General features: G+C 41.9%; 20 protein-coding genes, 2 pseudogenes and 1 riboswitch. Of the genes and pseudogenes, 14 read left to right on the plus strand and 8 right to left on the minus strand.

What is annotated here, in order from left to right:
• Window positions 1-73: 73 nt before the first annotated feature.
• The 4 genes from NSU16_RS07215 (at window position 74) to mgtE (ending at window position 2,666) form a co-directional block, all read left to right on the plus strand.
• Window positions 74-586 carry a PepSY domain-containing protein gene (locus NSU16_RS07215; protein WP_326197159.1) on the plus strand — a complete coding sequence of 171 codons (513 nt, stop codon included), beginning with the start codon at window positions 74-76 and terminating at the stop codon, window positions 584-586.
• A 76-nt stretch (window positions 587-662) separates the two neighbouring features.
• A complete protein-coding gene (locus NSU16_RS07220; protein ID WP_003218541.1) occupies window positions 663-800 on the plus strand; it encodes a transcriptional regulator SplA domain-containing protein in 138 nt (45 codons plus the stop codon).
• A gap of 109 nt (window positions 801-909) precedes the next feature.
• Window positions 910-1,075: riboswitch (M-box (ykoK) riboswitch) on the plus strand.
• A 95-nt stretch (window positions 1,076-1,170) separates the two neighbouring features.
• The gene (locus NSU16_RS07225) at window positions 1,171-1,293 is read left to right on the plus strand and encodes a hypothetical protein (RefSeq protein ID WP_267495994.1); all 123 of its coding nucleotides are present in this window, start codon (window positions 1,171-1,173) and stop codon (window positions 1,291-1,293) included.
• Between the two features lie 17 nt (window positions 1,294-1,310).
• On the plus strand, window positions 1,311-2,666 hold the full coding sequence (gene mgtE, locus NSU16_RS07230; RefSeq protein WP_168747584.1) for a magnesium transporter: 1,356 nt from the start codon (window positions 1,311-1,313) through the stop codon (window positions 2,664-2,666).
• 43 nt (window positions 2,667-2,709) lie between these two features.
• Here mgtE and tnrA read toward each other — a convergent pair whose 3' ends face one another.
• Window positions 2,710-3,042, minus strand: a complete 333-nt coding sequence (tnrA, locus tag NSU16_RS07235; protein WP_003239028.1) for a MerR family transcriptional regulator TnrA — start codon at window positions 3,040-3,042, stop codon at window positions 2,710-2,712.
• 192 nt (window positions 3,043-3,234) lie between these two features.
• Here tnrA and NSU16_RS07240 point away from each other — a divergent pair, with 192 nt between their 5' ends.
• The 3 genes from NSU16_RS07240 to NSU16_RS07250 all read left to right on the plus strand — a co-directional run bounded on the left by NSU16_RS07240 (window position 3,235) and on the right by NSU16_RS07250 (window position 4,260).
• Window positions 3,235-3,390, plus strand: coding sequence for a hypothetical protein (locus NSU16_RS07240; protein WP_010333974.1), 156 nt, complete (start codon window positions 3,235-3,237; stop codon window positions 3,388-3,390).
• Between the two features lie 87 nt (window positions 3,391-3,477).
• Window positions 3,478-3,660, plus strand: coding sequence for a hypothetical protein (locus NSU16_RS07245; RefSeq protein WP_010333975.1), 183 nt, complete (start codon window positions 3,478-3,480; stop codon window positions 3,658-3,660).
• A gap of 135 nt (window positions 3,661-3,795) precedes the next feature.
• Window positions 3,796-4,260, plus strand: coding sequence for a MarR family transcriptional regulator (locus tag NSU16_RS07250; protein WP_081638289.1), 465 nt, complete (start codon window positions 3,796-3,798; stop codon window positions 4,258-4,260).
• Window positions 4,261-4,277: 17 nt separating this feature from the next.
• Here the strand turns inward: NSU16_RS07250 and NSU16_RS07255 are convergent, their stop codons facing one another.
• Window positions 4,278-5,399, minus strand: coding sequence for a glycosyltransferase (locus NSU16_RS07255; protein ID WP_339192443.1), 1,122 nt, complete (start codon window positions 5,397-5,399; stop codon window positions 4,278-4,280).
• Window positions 5,400-5,491: 92 nt separating this feature from the next.
• On the opposite strand from NSU16_RS07255, the gene NSU16_RS07260 reads away from it, so the two are divergent.
• The gene (locus NSU16_RS07260; RefSeq protein WP_168747586.1) at window positions 5,492-6,043 is read left to right on the plus strand and encodes a hypothetical protein; all 552 of its coding nucleotides are present in this window, start codon (window positions 5,492-5,494) and stop codon (window positions 6,041-6,043) included.
• A gap of 22 nt (window positions 6,044-6,065) precedes the next feature.
• Here the strand turns inward: NSU16_RS07260 and NSU16_RS07265 are convergent, their stop codons facing one another.
• Window positions 6,066-6,839: a metallophosphoesterase gene (locus NSU16_RS07265; RefSeq protein ID WP_050549476.1), complete on the minus strand. Its 774-nt coding sequence runs from the start codon at window positions 6,837-6,839 to the stop codon at window positions 6,066-6,068.
• A 238-nt stretch (window positions 6,840-7,077) separates the two neighbouring features.
• Between NSU16_RS07265 and NSU16_RS07270 the strand changes: the two genes are divergently transcribed.
• Together NSU16_RS07270 and NSU16_RS07275 are read left to right on the plus strand one after the other, a co-directional pair.
• The gene (locus tag NSU16_RS07270; RefSeq protein WP_333512813.1) at window positions 7,078-8,769 is read left to right on the plus strand and encodes a DUF6044 family protein; all 1,692 of its coding nucleotides are present in this window, start codon (window positions 7,078-7,080) and stop codon (window positions 8,767-8,769) included.
• 12 nt (window positions 8,770-8,781) lie between these two features.
• Complete coding sequence (locus tag NSU16_RS07275; RefSeq protein ID WP_326197156.1) at window positions 8,782-9,795, plus strand: glycosyltransferase family 2 protein; 1,014 nt, start codon at window positions 8,782-8,784, stop codon at window positions 9,793-9,795.
• 27 nt (window positions 9,796-9,822) lie between these two features.
• Here NSU16_RS07275 and NSU16_RS07280 read toward each other — a convergent pair whose 3' ends face one another.
• From NSU16_RS07280 to NSU16_RS07290, 3 genes and pseudogenes are all read right to left on the minus strand, one after another.
• A complete protein-coding gene (locus NSU16_RS07280) occupies window positions 9,823-11,658 on the minus strand; it encodes a DNA ligase D (protein ID WP_339192446.1) in 1,836 nt (611 codons plus the stop codon).
• 3 nt (window positions 11,659-11,661) lie between these two features.
• Window positions 11,662-12,598: pseudogene (locus tag NSU16_RS07285) on the minus strand (Ku protein).
• Between the two features lie 38 nt (window positions 12,599-12,636).
• Window positions 12,637-15,039, minus strand: coding sequence for an EAL domain-containing protein (locus NSU16_RS07290; protein WP_339192448.1), 2,403 nt, complete (start codon window positions 15,037-15,039; stop codon window positions 12,637-12,639).
• A gap of 189 nt (window positions 15,040-15,228) precedes the next feature.
• On the opposite strand from NSU16_RS07290, the gene NSU16_RS07295 reads away from it, so the two are divergent.
• The 4 genes and pseudogenes from NSU16_RS07295 (at window position 15,229) to NSU16_RS07310 (ending at window position 19,101) form a co-directional block, all read left to right on the plus strand.
• Complete coding sequence (locus NSU16_RS07295) at window positions 15,229-15,897, plus strand: DedA family protein (RefSeq protein WP_326197152.1); 669 nt, start codon at window positions 15,229-15,231, stop codon at window positions 15,895-15,897.
• Window positions 15,898-15,933: 36 nt separating this feature from the next.
• Window positions 15,934-16,949: pseudogene (locus NSU16_RS07300) on the plus strand (TerC family protein).
• A gap of 263 nt (window positions 16,950-17,212) precedes the next feature.
• Window positions 17,213-17,968 carry an RNA polymerase sigma factor SigI gene (sigI, locus tag NSU16_RS07305; RefSeq protein WP_010333987.1) on the plus strand — a complete coding sequence of 252 codons (756 nt, stop codon included), beginning with the start codon at window positions 17,213-17,215 and terminating at the stop codon, window positions 17,966-17,968.
• A complete protein-coding gene (locus NSU16_RS07310; RefSeq protein ID WP_339192449.1) occupies window positions 17,965-19,101 on the plus strand; it encodes an anti-sigma factor domain-containing protein in 1,137 nt (378 codons plus the stop codon). The genes sigI and NSU16_RS07310 overlap by 4 nt, the downstream gene beginning before the upstream one ends.
• A 10-nt stretch (window positions 19,102-19,111) precedes the next feature.
• On the opposite strand, the gene sspD is transcribed toward NSU16_RS07310, so the two are convergent.
• Window positions 19,112-19,306 (minus strand): acid-soluble spore protein SspD, encoded by a 195-nt coding sequence (gene sspD, locus NSU16_RS07315; RefSeq protein WP_010333988.1) that lies wholly within the window; start codon window positions 19,304-19,306, stop codon window positions 19,112-19,114.
• Window positions 19,307-19,440: 134 nt separating this feature from the next.
• Window positions 19,441-20,142: a DUF1836 domain-containing protein gene (locus NSU16_RS07320; RefSeq protein ID WP_010333989.1), complete on the minus strand. Its 702-nt coding sequence runs from the start codon at window positions 20,140-20,142 to the stop codon at window positions 19,441-19,443.
• Window positions 20,143-20,164 lie beyond the last annotated feature (22 nt).

Here is a 20,164-nt window from a genome sequence, read left to right on the forward strand (position 1 = left end):
CATCTTTCTCTCGTTTTCCTTTCATGTTGAGTGTGTAAACTGAACTCATAACAAAACAAGGGAGGAATCACATATGCTGAAGAAAAGATGGATGATAGGCATATTAGCAGGTTGTTTAGCGGCCGGAGGATTCAGCTACAACGCGCTTGCGAAAGAAAATAATGAACATACACAGTCTGTTTCTGGAACTGTCGGACTTACTGAACAAGAAGCGGAGTCCATTGCCAAAACAGTTGTTGACGGAACAGTGGATGACATCGACAGAGACATCTATAACGGCAAAGAAGCCTATGAAGTTGAAATTGAAAAAGACGGCGAAGATTATGATGTTTATGTGGATATTAAGACCAAACAAGCTCTCAATGACCCGTTAAAAGAGAAAAAAGAGCAAGTTGTTTTGACAAAAGAAGAAGCAGAGCAGATTGCTCTAAAGCAAACAGCTGGAACCGTCACAGAAAGCAAGCTGGATGAAGACGATGGTGCGTACATCTACGAAATTGAGGTTCAAACGAAACAAGGGACTGAAGCAGAATTTGACATCTCTGCAAAGGACGGACGTATCATTAAACAGGAATTAGACGACTAACCCCGCACACGCGGGGTTTTTTTCATGATAACGAACGGTTTTTTGGAGAATCTAATGAGTAAAGGAGGCGAAGCGCATGGAAAAGAAAGAAGAACAATACATCAATCAGGCTGAGTATGTTCCACATCCGACGAAGGAAGGGGAGTACGCCTTATTTCTTCATGAAACCTATCATTTGCTTTCTGAAGATGATGAAACGCAAACAACAGAATAAGGGCTTAAGGCCCTTATTTTATTTCATCTGATGAGGTGTAAACGCATTAATAACTTTTTTAAGTTGACATAGCTTGTTTTTTTCTGTAATCTCAGTGTGTCAATTCAATTACGAACTTCGTTAGGTGAGGCTCCTGTATGGAGATACGCTGCTGCCCAAAAATGTCCAAAGACGCCAATGGGTCAACAGAAATCATCGACATAAGGTGATTTTTAATGCAGCTGGATATTGCTCCTATGCCATACAGTGCTAAAGCTCTACGATTGAAGGCGCCCGCACGCTTTTTTTGCCGTGCTTCTTTCCCCTTCAATCCAGAAGGCTTTTTTTATGCCTTGAAAACGAAATGCTGAACAAAAAGGAGGTGCGGAGTATGGATTCTCCCCATTCGAGTCAATCTGAAGAAGTACCCATATACTATGACAGCGAGACAATTGATCACACGATGAGGAGACGATCTGCCGCACCTTCTGGCGAGGCCGGCACGTCTCCGTAGAGGAGGTACGAGTCCCAATGGTTCAAAACATGACCTATGACGAACTCATTTTACGCATCATTATATTATTGCGAGACGGAAAAATCAGGGATTTCAGAAGTGTTATTGATGAGCTTCAGCCCTATGATATGGCGTTTATTTTTAAAGAAATGCCGGAAAAACACCGTGCCCGCTATTTATCTTATTTAACTGTTGATGATATTACTGATATGATCGGCGAACTGGAACGGGAATTTCAGCTAGCCGTCTTAAATAAAGTCGGAAAAACAAAAGCAACACTCGCGATGAACAAAATGGACAACGATGACCTCGCTCAATTGCTTGAAGAAATGGATGAAGAACTGAAGGATCAGCTTTTATCCAGCATGGAGGCCTCAGAGTCAAAAGCCGTTCAGCTCCTTATGAATTACCCGGCTGATTCAGCGGGGCGCATGATGACCAACCGTTATGTGTGGATTCCTCAGCATTACACGGTAAAAGACGCGGTCGTCAAACTAAAAAGTTTCGCGGAAATCGCAGAGTCTATCAACTACTTATATGTCATAAATGACAGTAAGCAGCTTGTCGGCGTTCTGTCATATCGCGATTTGATTCTCGGGGAACCGGAAGAAAAGGTGCAAGACTTGATGTTTACCCGTGTCATCGCAGCAGACGCGCTTCAAGATCAGGAAGAAGTGGCGCGGCTGATTGAACGTTACGATTTCTTAGCGATTCCGATCGTGGAAGAAAACAATGTGCTTGTCGGGATCGTGACGGTCGATGATATCATCGATGTCGTTATTCGGGAAGCCGATGAGGATTACGAAAAATTCGCCGCTTCAGGTAAAGCCATTACCTTCGATACAAAAGCATATGTTGCAGCATACCGCCGCCTTCCATGGCTGATCCTGCTCTTGTTCATTGGGCTGATTTCAGGCAGCATCATGAGCTATTTTGAAGATACGCTGAAGCAGGTCGTGGCGCTGGCATTCTTTATGCCGATGGTGTCAGGGATGACAGGGAATACAGGAACACAGTCTCTCGCGGTTGTCATCAGAGGTTTATCTAAAGAAGAAATGAATAAAAAAACGATTATGAAACTGATTTTTCGGGAACTCAGAACGAGTATTTATATCGGTGCGGTCTGCTCTGTCTTAATTACGGTGATCGCCATCATATGGCAGGGGAATGTACTTTTAGGATTTGTTGTCGGCTCTTCACTGCTGCTGACCTTGATTATCGGCACGATGTCCGGAACAATCATCCCTATTATTCTGCACAGACTGAATGTAGACCCGGCCATTGCGTCAGGCCCGCTCATTACGACGCTAAATGATATCTTGTCTTTATTAATTTATTTTGGTATTGCAACTGCATTCATTCACTCATTATAAACGATAAAAGTCCGTCTCAGATTGCGAGGCGGACTTTTATCGTTTATCGGTTTTTGTACCTAAAGTGAGCATTAAGCTGCCCCTCCAGCATTTTTTTCCGCACTTGTGGATCGTTTTTTACCATTTGTTCTTTTTTGCGCATATCTTTTAAAATTTCAGCCGTCTGCACGCCGTCTTCGCGTTTGTTGGCGATATCCATCAGCCGCTCGACATCTGCAAAGGAATATTTTCTCGTGCCCCTTGAAGAACGCTGGGGATAAATCAGCTTCCGCTCCTCATAATACCTGATCTGTCTTACGGACAATCCTGTCAATTCACTGACAATCCCAATTGAAATCACTTTTTTGTCTTTATAAGAATGATCTTCTGTGGTCATTTTTCCACCCCTGGATGTCTTTTGATAATAGTATATAAAAAACATAGAGAAAAAACCTGACGCTTGTTATATTTTCTAACATGAAATAACAGATTTTTGAAAAAATACGGCAGAAAAATTAACAAGAATGATGCGTAACCGATAAGCGCGCTTTATCCTATATGTAAAGATTAATGAGGAGGAAGGATAAGCATGGAGGAAGAAAAAGCGGTCTCATTGGCAAAGGAAATAATCGAGTTGGATATGAAACGGGATGAAATGCTTGAAACGTTTATGCAGCTTGCCGGAGAACATGCTTTTCAGCTTTTAAGATCAGTTCAAAACGGACTTTACCGAAAATCTTCGTAAACATAAATTCTTTACACTGGATTCATACCACGTTCATTTAAAAAGAGTATCTTATGAAAAGGATACCTCAAAATGAAGGAGGACGCTATGAGTAATTTATTGAAATCAGCATTAGAAAAAGAACGAAGCCATTATTCAGAAAAACTCTTTCAAATCGGAGTTTATAATAAAGAAGTAATGAACAAAATGACACTTTCTGAATTGCGAAAGGAATACGCATATTTCTTTCGCAGTATTCCATATCACCAAAAAAATCCTTATACAAAATAACGTATAAGGATTTTTTTGTTTCCTGAAAAGGAATTTCTCGAATTATAGCGAATAAAAATAATAAGGGCATTAAACTCTTATTATATGTAAGGGTTTTCATTATTTTTTTATAAAAATTCTATATACGGGGTAGATATGATGAGATTATCGTTTAACGAAGAAGAAGTTGAGCGTGCGATGAATTTGTACAGGGTTTTTGCAAGGGCTTTCAAAAGTGTGTCTGAACACAGCATCCGTGACAGCAAAGAGCACGGCTTCAATCCCACAGAATTTGCCGTACTGGAACTTTTGTATACGAGAGGCCCGCAAAAATTACAGCAAATTGGGTCGAGACTTCTGCTTGTAAGCGGAAACGTCACATATGTCATTGACAAGCTAGAAAGAAACGGGTTTTTAGTCAGGGAGCAGGACCCGAAAGATAAACGCTCTGTTTACGCGCATCTCACCGATAAAGGGAATGAGTATTTGGATAAGATCTATCCAATTCATGCGCTCCGTATAGCGAGAGCGTTTTCAGGCCTTTCGTCTGATGAGCAGGACCAGCTGATCCTCCTGCTGAAGAAAGCTGGCATCCACAGCCAGCATTTACTGTTCCGTTAGCCATTCCGCACTCTCTTTCAGGAGAGTGTTTTTTTATATTTACATTCATCTAATATCCTGTTTAAAACCTCCTCAATCTTCAGGTCGCACATTTGGCCATGATACCTGCTGATACGCTTTTCTGCTGCTGCCCGTTCATTCGATTGAAAAAATGCGGAAATGCGCTCTTCTGCCCGCTTCATATCCCAGTTTCTTATATCTGTAACAAGCTGCCGTTCTTTTAACAGGTTCACATTCATTTCCTCCTGACCCGGCAGCGCATGATAGATAAATACCGGAAGCCTTTTCTTTAAGCATTCACTGATGGTTACGCCTCCTGGCTTTGTCATGACGCCTGAGGCCTCTGCGTACAGCCGGTTCATTTCTGCTTTGCTGTGAAGGTAAGGGATCGCCTCAATAAAAGGATGCTGTAAACTTTTAACATAGCGGTAGAGCTTTTCGTTTCTGCCGCATAATATTTTGTATAAGATATTTCCGCCTGGCGACAACTCCTGCACCAGCTTAAAAATACCTCCGACTCCCATACTGCCGCCTGTGATCATGACAGTATAAGGCGGACGATGCTGACAGGTGTCTGCGGTTCCTGTTTCAAAAGCCCGGTGAACGGGAATGCCGGTCATAAATATTTTTTCCTGGTTGATTCCTTCGGACATGAGCTGCTTCTTAATATCCATTATCGGGACAAAGTGGTAGTCAATGTTCTCCCGCCCCCATACTTGATTCACAAAAAAATCCGTGTATACATTTACGATGGCCATGTTTGGATATTCCGGTTTTAGCCGGTTCAGCAGGTAAGAAGGCAGGGCATGCGTGCAGAAGGCGATATCAGGCTGTTTTTCTTTGAGAATCTGTCTCATGCTTTGCATAAACAGCCATTCATACATGGCGTAGCGTCTGACCTTCTTACAATCTCCGCAAGCGAGAAGCTTGTATATTCCGCTGTACGTTTTCGGAACATATTGAATCCATTTTAAATAAGCTGAGGAGGACAGTTTTTCTAAGCGTTTATACGTATGAGAGAAGATATCGATTTTTTCTGAATGCAGCCCTTTAGATTCCAGATCAGTCTTCAAGGTATCAGCGACATGATGATGCCCGGTGGAAATACTTAAAAAAGGAAAAATGAGAATGTTTGTCATGTCTGTCCCCCTTAAAAATATGCCAACTATATTTTGGGGAGAATCATCACAAAATATAAGGGTGTTTTTTTGCTGATAAGGAAGGTGAAGAGATGAAAACCTGTTTCCTTTCCATTTGGAGAGTGATTGACCCAATTTATTTCTTTTTTTCGAGGCTGACCTTGATTGATGATGAGCAAAAATGTGTCTTTCGAGTCAGACTGACAAAATACAAAGGGCATCATGTCGTGCTGAGTGACGGAACCCATATAAGAAAAAACGATGTGCTCGTTAAAATCCATCTGCACAACATCAAGCTGGTCAGAGAGCTGCAAAGCATTGAAAGCGCGGTCAGAAAAGGAATCATCATTTATCAAAAAGTATATCAATCAATGCCGATGCTGCTGGAGTATATCAACAATCATAAAAAAAGCGAAAAAATCAAAGGAATCATTGGCATTACAATGCTTGATAAAGGCGTAGAAAGACTCGGCTTTGACGTGGTTACCCCGGTCAATCCTTTTTACAGATCTTTTAAAAAAATTACCCATATGCCAATCTTATATTTAACGGCAAAGCCAGTGAGCTTGCGGAATTTACCGAATTCATCCTATTTGTTTATCTCGAAAGAAAAGCTTCAGCACACCTATCAAACAAAAGACTGATGCCATGGTCAGCACAGTCTTTTTAAATTTGATGGAAAGTCACTTCCGGGCGGCTTCCTACACGGATATTAACGCCAGTTTGTCCTAAACCTTCACTGATATAAAACGGTTTATCGTGGTGATAATGAAGGCCTTTAATCATATTCATGCGTACAAGCTTGCCCATTTTCACCAAATGATACGGCTTTGGCCAGTGGATTTGCCCTCCATGAAAATGGCCTGATAACAGGTAGTCAAAATGAATATCTTCCATCTCTAATATAATGTTCGGATCATGTGTCAGTACAAGGTGATAGCCATTCTCCAGACCTTTATAAGAGTTTGTGATTTTACTGCGATTCGTACTGTAATCGTCAATTCCGATAATATTAACAGGTCCTGCATCAGTATTGATGTGAACATGTTCATTTTGAAGCGTCATGCATCCATTTTCCTCGAGCACTCGCTTTAATCTTAGAAAGTCCTTTTCTTTTAATACATAATCATGGTTGCCAAACACCGCGTACATGCCATAGGCAGGCTTCAGTTTTTGCAATGCCTGCAAGTAGCCGGCCAGCTTTGGAATATTTCGTTTCCGGTCCAGAAAATCTCCGGTAAGAGCAATGATGTCTACAGGTTGATTATTTGTTAAACGATACAGCTCATCAGGCGATACAGAAATATTTTCTAAATGAAGATCCGATAAATGAAGGATATTCAGTTTTTTTCTTGCTGGAAGGCCGTCTTGCTGATCAATTGAAATCGTGTTGACCTTCACATCTTTTGTGTTGCGGTTTGCTTTATATATAAATGGCATAACAGCCAGTATGACCAATGAAAGTAAGATGGACACATGTATCCCCTCCCTTCTACCAGTATAGTAAGTGGTCCAGCCCTATGGATAGCGGGAATTAATGGGTTGAAGACCAGTTTGAAAAATACAGAAAGGATTGACATTTGATGAATGTTTTAGAAGGGAAAAGGGATAATAAATTTTGACACGTGAGGCAGATCATGCCCGATAGAAGTCAGAATAACAGATGGATGTGTTAGGGATGTTACGATTAAGACGACACAAAAAAGAAACCTATTATCTTTTGATGGCTTTATTTCTCCTTTTGCTGTATGTGTCCCCGCTTTTTATTTTGAAGGAAGACGCCCATATTCGCGTACACGATAATTTGGATTCTAATATCGCGTGGTATAAGGTGCTGGCCGACAGCGGAGAAATCATCGGCAAAGTGGATGCGGCCATTCCGCAGATCATTAACGGGCTGCCCCGGGATGCGTTCGGCACCGAGTGGAGCGGCATTGTTTGGCTGCACGCGTTGTTTTCTTCTATGACCGCCTATGCGGTAAGCCAGACCATTACGAGAGTTGTCGCTTTTTTCGGAATGTATGTGCTGCTGAAGAAACATGTGATTCCGGAGCAGAAAGCGGCATTGATCCGAATTGGCGTATCGCTCGCATTTGCTTTAACGCCTTTTTGGCCTTCTGGAATGCTGAGCACGCTTGGATACCCTTTGGCGCTGTGGGCTTTTTTGAATATCCGAAAAGGGGATATCTCATGGAGAGAATGGCTGACGCTCGGTTTGCTGCCGCTGTATTCAAGCTTTGTATTAGGCTTCTTCTTTTTCTTGGCTGGGATGGCATGCTTCTGGCTGTATGATGTCATCACAAAAAGAAAATGGAATTTCATTTTTTTAGGCAGCATCGCTTTTATGACAAGTATTTATCTTTTTGTCGAGTACCGGCTTGTCTATTCAATGGTGATCTCACACGCGCCGATGCACCGGATTGAATTTATTTCATCAAGGCATGATGTATGGCACTCTCTGCGTTTATCCGTCAAAAACTTTGTCTACGGCCATAACCATGTCATGACAGTTCATACCGTTGTGATTCTTCCAATCTTATTACTCGTATTTTTTGCTGTGCTGTTCAAACGAAATCGGACAAGGGAAGAAAACGTTTATCTTTTTCTCTGCGTGCTGAATTATGCGCTTTCACTATGGTATGCGTTTTGGTTCAACAAAATATGGGCTGTTCCAAAGCAGAAATTTGCATTTTTAGCCGAATTCAATTTTGCCCGTTTTCATTTTTTGCGACCGCTGGTAATCTACATGAGTTTTGCGCTCGCTTTGTACCTCATTTGGCGAATGGGGAAGAAGTGGCAATGGCTCGTATATGCGGCAGTTACTGCGCAGCTGATGGTGCTGGCGCCTTTTAATGAGGAGTATACGTATGGCGTTCACTACAACGCGCCGACATTTCGCGAATTTTACGCGTCTGACCAATTCAAAGAAATTAAGGAGTATATCGGGCGCCCGCAAGATTCGTACAGGGTGGCGAGTATCGGTCTGCATCCGTCTATTGCTCAATACAACGGCTTTTACACCTTAGATACATATAACAACCTGTACCCGCTCTCATATAAATATGAATTTAGAAAAATCATTGAAAAAGAGCTAGAAAAAAACGCCCAATTGAAACGATACTTTGATGAATGGGGGAGCCGCTGCTATCTGTTCGTCGATGAGCTTGGCAAACGATATGACTTTAAAAAGAATTCAAAGAAAACAATCAATCATCTTGAATTAAATACAGATGTGTTTAAACAAATGGGCGGACGATATATTTTTTCTTCGGTTCCCATCATGAACGCTGATCAAAACCACCTGGCGCTCGTGAAAACTTTTGACCATAAAGACTCCGCCTGGCGCATTTATTTATACGAAACAAAATAAGGAGGATATCGATTGAAACAGCCACAGCCAGTGTTAACCATCGTCGTTCCGTGTTTCAATGAAGAGGAAGTATTTAAAGAGACAAGCCGTCAGCTGACGGAGGTTGTAAACAGCTTAATGGAAGAAAAAATGATATCAGAAGACAGTAAAATTTTATTTGTTGATGACGGCAGCAAAGACCGCACCTGGTCTTTGATTGCCATGGAAAGCGTGAAAAACAAGAAGGTAACCGGATTAAAATTAGCCTGCAATGTCGGACATCAAAAAGCGCTTTTAGCAGGTTTGCATAAAGCCAAGCAAAAATCAGACTGCGTGATTTCGATTGATGCCGATCTGCAGGATGATATCTCTGTTATCAGGGAATTTATGCTGAAATATCACGATGGTTTTGAAATCGTGTACGGCGTGCGCCGATGCCGGAAAACCGATACCTTTTTCAAGCGCACGACGGCTACAGGGTTTTACCGGCTCATGAATAAGCTTGGGATTAAGTTAATTTACAATCATGCCGATTTTCGTTTAATGAATAAAAGGGCGCTTGAAGAACTTGCGCGCTATCCGGAAGCCAATTTGTTTTTAAGGGGCATCGTTCCTATGATCGGCTTCAGATCAGCCGAAGTCTTGTATGACCGCAAAGAACGTTTTGCCGGTAAAACGAAATATCCGCTGAAAAAGATGCTTTCATTCGCTTTTAACGGAATCACATCCTTCAGCGTGGCCCCGATTCGCTTTTTTACGCTTTTGGGTTTTCTATTATTTTTGGTAAGCGCCATGGCGGGGATTGGCGCAGTCATTCAAAAAATGCTCGGACACACAAATGCAGGCTGGGCGTCTCTCATCATCTCCATTTGGTTTCTGGGCGGGTTGCAGCTCATGGGAATCGGGATTATCGGCGAATATATCGGAACGATTTTTTCTGAGGTGAAAAGACGGCCGAAATATGCGGTTGATATCGATTTGTATAATGAGCCCTTGAGCCCGCTGCAGCGGCAGGAAAGTGAGCATTTGGAGAAAAAATACAGTTGAAATTACACAAAGAGCTGACCGAATAAGTCAGCTCTTTTTCTTCAGCTGATTCAAAATAGCGGCAAGAGGTTCATCCTGCGGATTGCGGTAAAATTCATAAAATGGGCATCCGTGTTTCTTGACCCGGTCAACGACGGTATCGATTGTATACATCGCCGGTGTCAAAGATGGCTGCACCTCGTGCCAATAGAGCGGTGCCGCTACGGTGCCAAGCTCGTTTCCCCTGGTGGAATAGGGACAGATAATCGTTTTTCCTTCAGCATGCTGCAAATAATCGAGATACAATTTTCCATGCCTGTTTTTGATCAAGCGTTCTGTTGTAAATAGCTCCGGAAATGCATTGGTACAATATTCGGCAATCAGCTGTGTAAATTGGCGTGTGTCCTCGTACGTAAATGCTTCTGGTGACAAGGGAATGTAAAGCTGAATCCCCTTGTTGCCGGAAAGCTTAGGATACGATGTGATGCCGAAGGATTCGAAGAGCTGTTTAAGTTCATTTGCTGCCTGAACAGCCATTAGAAAGTCATCCCGGGACGGGGGATCTAAATCAATGACAATCTCTGCCGGCCTCCTGCTTGCAATCGTTTGAAAAGGAACATGTAACTCCAAAGCGAGCTGATTGGCAAGCCACAATAAGGTAGACAGGTCCTTACAGACCACATGTTCATGGCTCCCGTCAAAAAACGATTGGACAAAGTCCGGCGTATAATCAGGCTTATTTTTTTGGAAAAAGGATTCACCCCTTGATCCGTGCGGATAGCGAATAACCGTGACAGCACGATCTTTGAGAAACGGGAACAGATAGTCGCTGATTTCAATCATATACTGGATGAAATCTTCTTTTGTTTTTTTATGCTTTTCAAATATGATTTTATCTAGGCTTGTAAACTGCAGTTTTGGATGAACCGGCTTTGAGCGGCGCACGAGCTGTGCAAAGGTGCAGTCGGTCCAGTCCATATGAAATTGAAATTTGACAAACGAAACCTCTCTTAGCGTGCCTTGTAAAATCGTTAAATACTGAACAGTAGCGCAGATCGATGGTTCGAGTGTGTATTCACCTGACGATGTTTTTTGTCCGTGCTCTTCCATAATTGCGCGTATGGCATTTTTTTCTTCCTCGCTCATTCCGTGTGATACAGAGGCGACAGGCGTCATTACACCGTTTTTTAACACAGAAACCGTCAGAAATCCATTGTGAGGATTAAATCCTGTGATACAAACATCGGCATGTTTAAAGTTTTTGTATTTCAGCCAATCAAATGACCGTTTTTTTTCGATCCATTTGCTGTTGATTTTTTTCGCTACAATTCCCTCTCCGTCATACTTTATTACCTTCTCCCAAATTGGATCGAAGTGCTGGTGGGAGGGGATATACTGAATGGTTTCCTTTGCGTAAGGATTTGGCTCAGCCGGGAGCTTTGCAGCAGACATCAGCTCATGCAGCGATGTTTTTCGGTCAATATAGGAATGAGTGGATACATCTTGTCCGCTTCGTTCCAAAAGGTCAAATGCGAGAAAGCAGCAAGGCCGAGAGCTTGCGGATTCCTGTATCTTATCCGGCCTTTTCAAGCGTCCCCGCACTTGAATATGTTCAAAATCTGAACGGAATGGATTCGCCAAAAAAACGATTTCTCCATCAAGTGTTAACGGAAGTTCCTTTTTTATATGCTGAAAAGCAGTTTCGGCGAATGTAGTAATTTCAGGAAAGGTACTGTTAAGCTCTATACCATTTCTGCTCGTTAATGTCACACCTGACGGATTAATGCGGAGAATACAGCGAAACCCGTCATATTTTACTTCGTAACGCCATTCCGCTCCTTTTGGAGGTGAAGAAGTAAGGACGGGCTGCATGGTAAACGCCATTGGCTATGATGTGCCGGAGACTTTTTTTCTAGTGGTTTTCTGCTTTTTTTCTCCGGCTCCTTTCGGTTCTCCGCCTTCGGCTGGTGCTGCCGCTGGTTTTTCCCGATTCGGCCTTTTGGTTCGATCGATGCTGGCTTGAAGTGCGCTGACCAGGTCGATCACATCCTCACGAGGAGGCGCTTTGTCAGGAGTAACGGCTGTTTCTTTATTCTCCAGCTTATCATTGACTCTTTGCAGCAAGGCTTTTCGATACGTGTCCTCATATTGTTCTGGCTGAAAATCAGTTGTCAGCTCATCTATCAACGTAATGGCGGTCTGCAGTTCTTTATCATTTACATTTGATTGATCAGGCACTCCGGGTACGTGGGCAGCGCTTCTTACCTCATCGGGATAATGAATGGATTCCATTACGATGCAATTTTCATATACGCGGAGAATGGCAAGCTGCTGTTTCGACCTAATCGTCATATTGGCGATCCCGATCTTTCCGGTGGATCGAAGCGCCTCGCGAAGAAGAGTATAGGCTTTCGTGCCGTTATCACCGGGCCCGACATAGTAGGAACGGTTAAAATATATCGGGTCTATTTCCTGCAGTTGAACAAAATCGACAATTTCAACCGCTTTCTCTTCATGCTCCTGCTTTAAGCTTTTTAAATCTTCATCAGTCAGCACGACATATTTTCCTTTTACGTATTCATATCCCTTCACAATTTCATCAGGGCTGAGCGTTTTTTCACAGTTCGTGCATATTTTTTCATATTTAATTGGCGCATGATCTTCTTTATGAAGACTTCGCAGCTTAATGTCTTTATCTTCTGTGGCGGCATAAAGCTTGATGGGGATATTCACCAAACCGAAGCTGATGGATCCCTTCCACATTGTGTGCATATCGATGAACCACCTTTTTTTCATTATTGTGGAGATATGAGGGGGAATTCATGTGTAGTAACTTATGGGTATAAAAAACAGCCGGCGCTGTTAACGCGGCGGCTGGTTTAATATCAAGTGTTCAAGCTGTTCCGGCGGTATCGGTCTGCTGAAAAAGAAGCCCTGTAAATGGTCACAGCCTTTTTCGTCAAGCAGCTGTTTTTGGCCGGAGTTTTCTACGCCTTCGGCAATGACTTGTAAAGACAGCTGATGGCCCATGGCAATAATGGCGCCGGTAATTTGTTCTGATTTCGGATGAGTCTGAATATCATCGATGAATGATTTATCGATTTTCAGTCTGTGAATCGGAAAATCCTTTAAATAGCTTAGAGAACTATGCCCCGTGCCAAAATCGTCAATGCTGATCCTGATGCCTAATTTGGTTAAAGAAGATAGAACCTTTTTGGAGTGGTCTAGATTATCCATGGTCATGCTTTCTGTTACTTCAACTTCAAGAAGGCGAGGGGGAAGCCTGTATTTAAAAAGGGTATTCTTGATGAGCGGAATCAGTTCCTCTGATTGAAACTGTCTGGCGGAAATATTAATGGCGACAGAAAGATTAAATCCTTTGTCGTGCCACACTTTTGCCTGCCGGCACGCCTCATCAATAATCCACTTTCCGATATCAATAATAAGGCCGGTTTCTTCGGCAACACCGATGAATTCTCCAGGCGGACGCAGATTGCCGTCTGGAGTGACAAGGCGTATGAGCGCTTCAGCGCCTGTCATTTTCTGATCTTTTGAACTGAATTGCGGCTGATAATGCAAGACAAATCTTTTGTTATCAATCGCTTCCCTCAGCTCCATTTCTTGATTGAGCTTGACGGTTTCTTTATTGCCGATTGAGAAAGAGTAGTATCTGTATTTGCTTTTGTTTCGCTCTTTGGCCGCATACATTGCCATATCTGCCTTTTTCATCAATTCAGGGCCGTCTGTTCCGTCTTTAGGAGAAATCGCAATACCGATGCTGACGGATGTAATCAGTGTGTGGTCCTGAATTTTAAATGGCTTTTTGAATTGCTGAATGATTTTTTTAGCCAAAATGTCTGCTTCACCCGTTCCGGTATTGGCGTCAGTCAAAATAATAATGAATTCATCACCCCCAAGCCGCGCGATAAACCCATTATCTGGGATAACAGATGAAAGCCGTTTAGCCGCGAGCTGGAGCAGCTGATCGCCGACATTGTGGCCTAATGCATCATTTATCACTTTAAATCGATTCAAATCTAAGAAAAATACCACGGTGTTATAATCCAGGGCATGCTCGCGGTTCAAGACCTTTGTTAGGTGGGAGATCGCATGTCTTCTATTGGGTAAATCTGTAAGTGAGTCATGATGAGCCATTCTATGGATTTTTTTTTCGGCTCTGTACTGTTTTGTCACATCTTTACAGATGACATATATGCTGTCCAGTTCTTGATTAACCTCAACAGGTATAAACGTAATATTCAAATGAAACTGGCCTTTGTCCGTCATAAGAGTGGCATCGCTGTTAATGGCTTGTTTTTCGCTTTTGACCTGCTTAAAAAGCGCATTGATTTTTGTCGGCATATAGTGATTCCAATTTTGATGGTTTAAGCCGAAGTTATTCATCATATCCTCACCAGCATGATTAGAAGAAATAATATCTCCTTTTAATGACAGGATAAAGATCGCATCAATATTGTGAATAATTAAAGATTGAAACCGCTGTTCGTTATCCTTCATGCGTTCATTTTGTTTCATGAATTTTCGATCGGCATGGGAACTGAATAATAATAACGTTTGAATACAGAAGATGATTAAGGCAATCAGAATAGACCAATCGAATGTATGGACTTCCATATGATGGTCGGGAGGTGCACTATCTTTATAAAATGTAGCGGCCATCATTCCTGTATAATGCATTCCCGAAATGCCAATTCCCATTATTAAGGCACTGATTATTTTATAAATCAGCAAATGGTCTGCAGGTTTTTTCATGGACAAGTCAAAAAAAATCTTTAGTGAGATGAATGATGCTGCAATGGCAATGACAATGGATAATGTAAACAGCAGCGGTTCATATATCATCATTACCCGGGAAATGGAAGACATTCCGATATAATGCATAGATGAAATCGATGCACCCAGCACCACCGATCCTGTAAGCAGCCTGTAAAAGGTAAGCATATACCGGCTGACAATATATAAAGAAACAAATGATCCAGAAACAGCAGCTGCAATCGAGGCAACTAAAGGCACCAGTTCATAATGCATCGGTACCTCCGTATGAACAGCCATCATTCCGATAAAATGCATAGACCAAATCCCAAAGCCCATGATGAAAGAGCCTGCAATCAGCCACACCTTGCTTTTTAATCCTGTATGAATGGTGACTTTTCTTGATAGTTCAAGGGAGGTGAAAGATGCTGCACAAGCAATAAGAATAGATAAACATATGAGTGCTGTATTATATGTTACGTGTAATTCCATATGGAGATTCCCCCGTGTGTTCCAGTCTGGTTGACTCTCCTTAATATCGGCTGCCAGCTAAAGAATTTCAGTCTATATGCCTAGAGAAATTGTCAGAAAAACGTTTGGAATGAAGATTCTCTGTTTTTAGTTCTGCTGACCGTCAAAAATATGTTAAAATCATTTTGATGTTTTGAGTTAAAAACAAAAATGTGTATACATAGATCAGGGAAAAGGGAAGTGAAGATGATCGAAGAATTGGTTATGTCCTGGATAGAAGCATTTAAAAGCTTATCTTATTTCGGAATTTTTCTGGCGCTCTGTATTGAATTTATACCGGCTGAAATTGTCCTTCCGCTTGCGGGTTATTGGGTATCGAAAGGTGACATGACGCTTGCCGGCGCTGTTCTGGCAGGATCATTAGGAGGAGTCGCCGGTCCTCTCACCCTGTATTGGATCGGGCGTTATGGAGGCAGGCCGTTTCTTGAACGTTTCGGAAAGTATCTCTTTATAAAGCCTGAGGCTCTTGACAAATCGGATGAATTTTTTAAAAAACATGGCGGTTTTGTCGCTTTCAGCGGCCGCTTCCTGCCGGGGGTCCGCACCCTGATTTCCATACCGTGCGGCATCGCAAAAATGAATGTCTGGGTGTTTTCTCTTTATACATTTATCGCAATGCTGCCGATTACATTTGTTTACGTGTATCTCGGCGTGAAGCTCGGAGAAAATTGGAAAGACGTTGGCTCTATTCTAGACCAATATATGCTTCCGATCGGAATCGCCATTTTAATTTTGTTTGTTCTCTATTTAGTGATAAAGAAGAGGAAAAAACGAATGCAGTCTGAACATTTTTCAGTTTTTTTAAAAAATAAGCGTTGACAAATAAGCTCGCTCCGCATATCATTGACTTATAATATGATATTTCTTGAAATCCCAAAGGGGAGTAGCGTCCGGAATGTTTCCGGAAACAAAGTCGTCATTTCATGGATAGTGATATCCATCGGCTTTGTTGGCATGCCTGAATTCATGTCTAGCAAGACCTTTGCCTTATGTCGGCAAAGGTCTTTTTTGCATGTCCGGCCGGCATAAGATCGGATGAAGAGAAAGAAAACAACTTTTTTGGGAGGGTATCATTTATGGATGCAGCATTATTATTGGAGTATGGTTGGGTTCTTCTCGTCTTGATCGGGCTGGAAGGTATTTTAGCCGCCGATAACGCTTTAGTGATGGCGGTTATGGTAAAACATCTGCCGGAGGAGCAAAGAAAGAAGGCATTGTTTTACGGGCTGGCAGGCGCCTTTGTTCTGAGATTTGGTTCTTTATTCGCTATTTCTTTTTTGGTCAATGTATGGCAGGTTCAAGCCATTGGCGCGCTCTACTTGCTGTATATTGCAGCAAGCCACTTGCTCAAAAGATATGTATTTAAGAAAGAAGACAATCATAAGGTGACGAAGCAAAGCGGATTTTGGCCGACTGTATTAAAGGTTGAGCTGGCAGATATTGCTTTTGCTGTAGACTCCATCTTAGCAGCAGTCGCTCTGGCGGTTACGCTGCCTGGAACTTCACTTCCGAAGATCGGCGGACTTGATGGAGGACAATTCCTCGTTATTTTGGCCGGAGGCATTATCGGGCTGGTGATTATGCGTTTTGCGGCTTCGATGTTTGTTAAGCTTTTAAAGGAACGTCCAAGCCTAGAAACAGCAGCTTTTGTAATTGTCGGATGGGTCGGGGTAAAGCTTGCTTTATATACACTCGCACATGATGACATAGCCATTGTTTCCTCGCACTTTATTCATTCAGGGACATGGAAGCTGATTTTCTGGGTTGTCTTAGCGGCGATCGCAGTTAGCGGCTGGTTTATGTCAGGCTCAAAAAAACAGACGGAAGACGCACAAAACGAACAAAATAACAGAAGCCAAGAAAGGGCTTAATCATAAAGACTCTGCTGAAAAGCAGAGTCTTTTCATGTTTGAAGCGTTTTCACTGACGAAATAAAATAACATTTTTATAACAGCTTTGTTACAAAAACCTCTTATAAAACCCCCAAAATTCTCTTTAAGGGCACGAAAACCTGTATAGTACGTGAGAATGTATTGTCACAATTGAGACATTGGAAATCAATATTTCTTTTTCTCCTTTGCGATTCCCTATCAAATTAGCTATCATTAATGAGTAGTTATAGGGAGGAACTGAGGTGAAACCAGTGCTTAGCCTTTTGTTTAAATTGGGAAAAAAGAAGCAAACGCTTGAAAAAGCTGTTGAAAGTATACAAAAAGGCAATAAAGATCTGCAAAACGAGTTGATACAGCAGTATAAGCCATTTATCGCAAAGACGGTTTCATCCGTTTGTAAACGATATATAGATGAAAAAGACGATGAGTTTAGCATCGGACTGATTGCATTTAACGAAGCTATTGAAAAATACTCACCTGAAAAAGGAAATTCGCTGCTCGCATTCGCAGAGCTTATTATAAAAAGAAAAGTTATTGATTACATTAGAAAAGAAGCAAGAACCGCTCAAAATATTAATATGGATTTACAGGAGGGTGACGATCAGGAATCCTCACAAAGCTTGATTGAAGCCGAGCTTTCTATTGATGAATACCGCCGCCAAATAGAACAGGAACAGAGGCGTGAGGAAATCCTGTATTTTCAAAAGCAGCTCAAAGACTACGGTCTTTCATTTCAAGAGCTGCTTGAACATTCTCCAAAGCATGCAGACGCAAGGCAAAACGCTATAAAGGTGGCGCTCACCCTTGTAGAGCATGAAGAATTAGCTGCGATTCTTTATACGAAGAAACAGCTTCCTGTTAAACAGCTCGAACAGCTCGTTTCAGTAAGCAGAAAAACGATTGAGCGAAACAGAAAATATATCATTGCCATGTGCATTATCATTACCGGTGATTATATTTATTTAAAAGATTATCTTAAAGGGGTGCTGCACTCATGAGAAGAGGGATCATAGTCGAGAAAAATAAAAAATTCGTCACGTTGCTGACCCCTGACGGACAATTTTTAAAAGCCAAAAATGATCGCCAAACATATGAAATCGGAGAAGAAATCATGCTTCCGAGTGAGACACGCATGGGCAGAAGGGCCAGCTTTTTTGATTTTTTAAGACTGCGCCCTTTCAAAATGGGGATTTTTACGATGACTGCTATTATGCTTTTTATTTTTATTATTCTCCCCGTTTTCTCTAATGACAAGGCCTATGCGTATATGACAATTGATATCAATCCAAGCTTCGAAATGGCGTTAAACAGCGATTACGAAGTGATTGAACTGACGCCCCTCAATGATGACGGCAAGAAGATTATCAGTGACATTGATGATTGGGAGGAGACTGATTTTAAAAAGGTGATAGACGATATTATTACGGATTGCAGCGAGCATGGATATGTAAAGGAATCGAAAGAAATATTGATTTCCACTGTTTATGAAAATACGGATGACAATACATATAAATCAGGAGTAAAAAAACAGCTGAATGATGTAACGGAAAAATATAAAACGACATACCGCATGGAATCTCTCGAAACCGATATGAAAACGAGAGAAAAAGCAAAAAAGGAAGGCGTATCAACAGGAAGCTACATAAAATCAAATGAAAAGAATAATGTGAAAGATCCAAACGAAGATTCTCAAAAATCCGGGGAAGAGGATCAAAAAAATACCGGCAGCGAGGAAGAAAACACGGATCTAACAGATGATCAAGACAGCAAACAAGGAGAAAATGAACAGCTGGATGATACGGACTCAGAGAAAGAAGATACAACAGACACGCAGAATGACGATAGTGAACTGAATAAAGACGTAAAGGAATCAGATGAAAACACGAAAACTGAAAAAGATGGGGATACTGAGCAAACCCCTACACAAGATCCTCAAGATAACGGAAATGAAGAAGAAGACAATGGTGAACAGAATAGCAAGAATCAAAAAAATTGGAATAACGGTGAAAAAGGAAAGGGTCATTCCTCATCTAATCGGGATAATGCTTCTTACCACCGTAACCCAAATAGCTACAGCAGCAATAATAAATCAGCTCAAACTGAAGATTCGCCGAGTGCCCCCGGCGAATAGAGTCCTGAGTTTATTTATTTGTGCCATTTAGCTGTGATTGTGCTTGCTGAACCAGACGCTTTGTCATTTCCCCGCCTACAGAGCCGTTTGCACGTGAAACTGTATCAGAACCAAGGTTCACACCGAATTCTTGAGCCACTTCAAGTTTAAATTGGTCTAGTGCCTGCTCCACCCCTGGAACAACGAGTTTATTTCTGCTCGCCATCTTTTTTCATCTCCTTTTTCTCGTAAGAAATTCTTAACGCGTATTTAGTTTGAAATGTACGGGGTTTATTTATGCTGGCAATTGTTGTGGGGGAATAAAAAACCCCCCGACAACCTGCCGGGGGTACATCATGATTATAGGATGTCTGCGGTCATTTTGTTCGCGGTCGCCTGAATATGGAACGTCAAAATGGAGAGAACTGTAATGGCAATAATCTGCCTGATTTTGACCCATTGAGCGTCACTCAGCTCTTCAAAATGGTGACGGATAAGGTCCGTTTCCTGTTCGACGATCTGCTGGAGATTTGAATCCTTCATGGAAGGAGTGTCTTGGTGATGAATGGCATGCAGCACATGCGCGCAGCTTTCGTAGTATGCTAACGGGCTGATGACATCATCAGATCTGTCTGAGATGGTGTTAAAAGCAACTTTTAAGATAGCTCGTATGTGTTCAAAGTCATAAATGGATTTTAGGTCACGTACAATTAAAAGAATCACTGCCTGTTCAACTGAATACTTTTTACCCAGCTCAGGATGGCCAATGAGATCTTTGATATCGCGTTTCACCCAATTTTGAATCGCGGTTGACTTTAACGACGTTAGCTCGCATAAATTGCCAAGCTCAACGATTTCGTTGGTAGACAGACCGTATTCTTTTTTCTGTTTTTTTCGTTCATATCTTGTAAGAAATTCCGGAATCTGAAGATGGCTTGCAGCTTCTTCCGCTGGCATATTCGCTGATTTGACGAGGATGTCGAGCGGGCTAATGTCTCCCAGGCCTTTAAGGGAATAGAGCAGCCGTACCATCTCAATTCGAGTGAGTTTAAAAATATTCATTGTTCACCTCTTCAAGACGATT

The organism is Bacillus sp. FSL K6-1003, from assembly GCF_037964945.1.
GTDB lineage: Bacteria > Bacillota > Bacilli > Bacillales > Bacillaceae > Bacillus > Bacillus mojavensis.

Bases quoted from the DNA above. Each gene is read 5' to 3' on its own strand.
- NSU16_RS07215 (WP_326197159.1), top strand. From the start codon at position 74: ATGCTGAAGAAAAGATGGATGATAGGCATATTAGCAGGTTGTTTAGCG.
- NSU16_RS07220 (WP_003218541.1), top strand. From the start codon at position 663: ATGGAAAAGAAAGAAGAACAATACATCAATCAGGCTGAGTATGTTCCA.
- NSU16_RS07225 (WP_267495994.1), top strand. From the start codon at position 1,171: ATGGATTCTCCCCATTCGAGTCAATCTGAAGAAGTACCCATATACTAT.
- mgtE (WP_168747584.1), top strand. From the start codon at position 1,311: ATGGTTCAAAACATGACCTATGACGAACTCATTTTACGCATCATTATA.
- tnrA (WP_003239028.1), bottom strand. From the start codon at position 3,042: ATGACCACAGAAGATCATTCTTATAAAGACAAAAAAGTGATTTCAATT.
- NSU16_RS07240 (WP_010333974.1), top strand. From the start codon at position 3,235: ATGGAGGAAGAAAAAGCGGTCTCATTGGCAAAGGAAATAATCGAGTTG.
- NSU16_RS07245 (WP_010333975.1), top strand. From the start codon at position 3,478: ATGAGTAATTTATTGAAATCAGCATTAGAAAAAGAACGAAGCCATTAT.
- NSU16_RS07250 (WP_081638289.1), top strand. From the start codon at position 3,796: ATGATGAGATTATCGTTTAACGAAGAAGAAGTTGAGCGTGCGATGAAT.
- NSU16_RS07255 (WP_339192443.1), bottom strand. From the start codon at position 5,399: ATGACAAACATTCTCATTTTTCCTTTTTTAAGTATTTCCACCGGGCAT.
- NSU16_RS07260 (WP_168747586.1), top strand. From the start codon at position 5,492: ATGAAAACCTGTTTCCTTTCCATTTGGAGAGTGATTGACCCAATTTAT.
- NSU16_RS07265 (WP_050549476.1), bottom strand. From the start codon at position 6,839: ATGCCATTTATATATAAAGCAAACCGCAACACAAAAGATGTGAAGGTC.
- NSU16_RS07270 (WP_333512813.1), top strand. From the start codon at position 7,078: ATGTTACGATTAAGACGACACAAAAAAGAAACCTATTATCTTTTGATG.
- NSU16_RS07280 (WP_339192446.1), bottom strand. From the start codon at position 11,658: ATGGCGTTTACCATGCAGCCCGTCCTTACTTCTTCACCTCCAAAAGGA.
- NSU16_RS07290 (WP_339192448.1), bottom strand. From the start codon at position 15,039: ATGGAATTACACGTAACATATAATACAGCACTCATATGTTTATCTATT.
- NSU16_RS07295 (WP_326197152.1), top strand. From the start codon at position 15,229: ATGTGTATACATAGATCAGGGAAAAGGGAAGTGAAGATGATCGAAGAA.
- NSU16_RS07310 (WP_339192449.1), top strand. From the start codon at position 17,965: ATGAGAAGAGGGATCATAGTCGAGAAAAATAAAAAATTCGTCACGTTG.
- sspD (WP_010333988.1), bottom strand. From the start codon at position 19,306: ATGGCGAGCAGAAATAAACTCGTTGTTCCAGGGGTGGAGCAGGCACTA.
- NSU16_RS07320 (WP_010333989.1), bottom strand. From the start codon at position 20,142: ATGAATATTTTTAAACTCACTCGAATTGAGATGGTACGGCTGCTCTAT.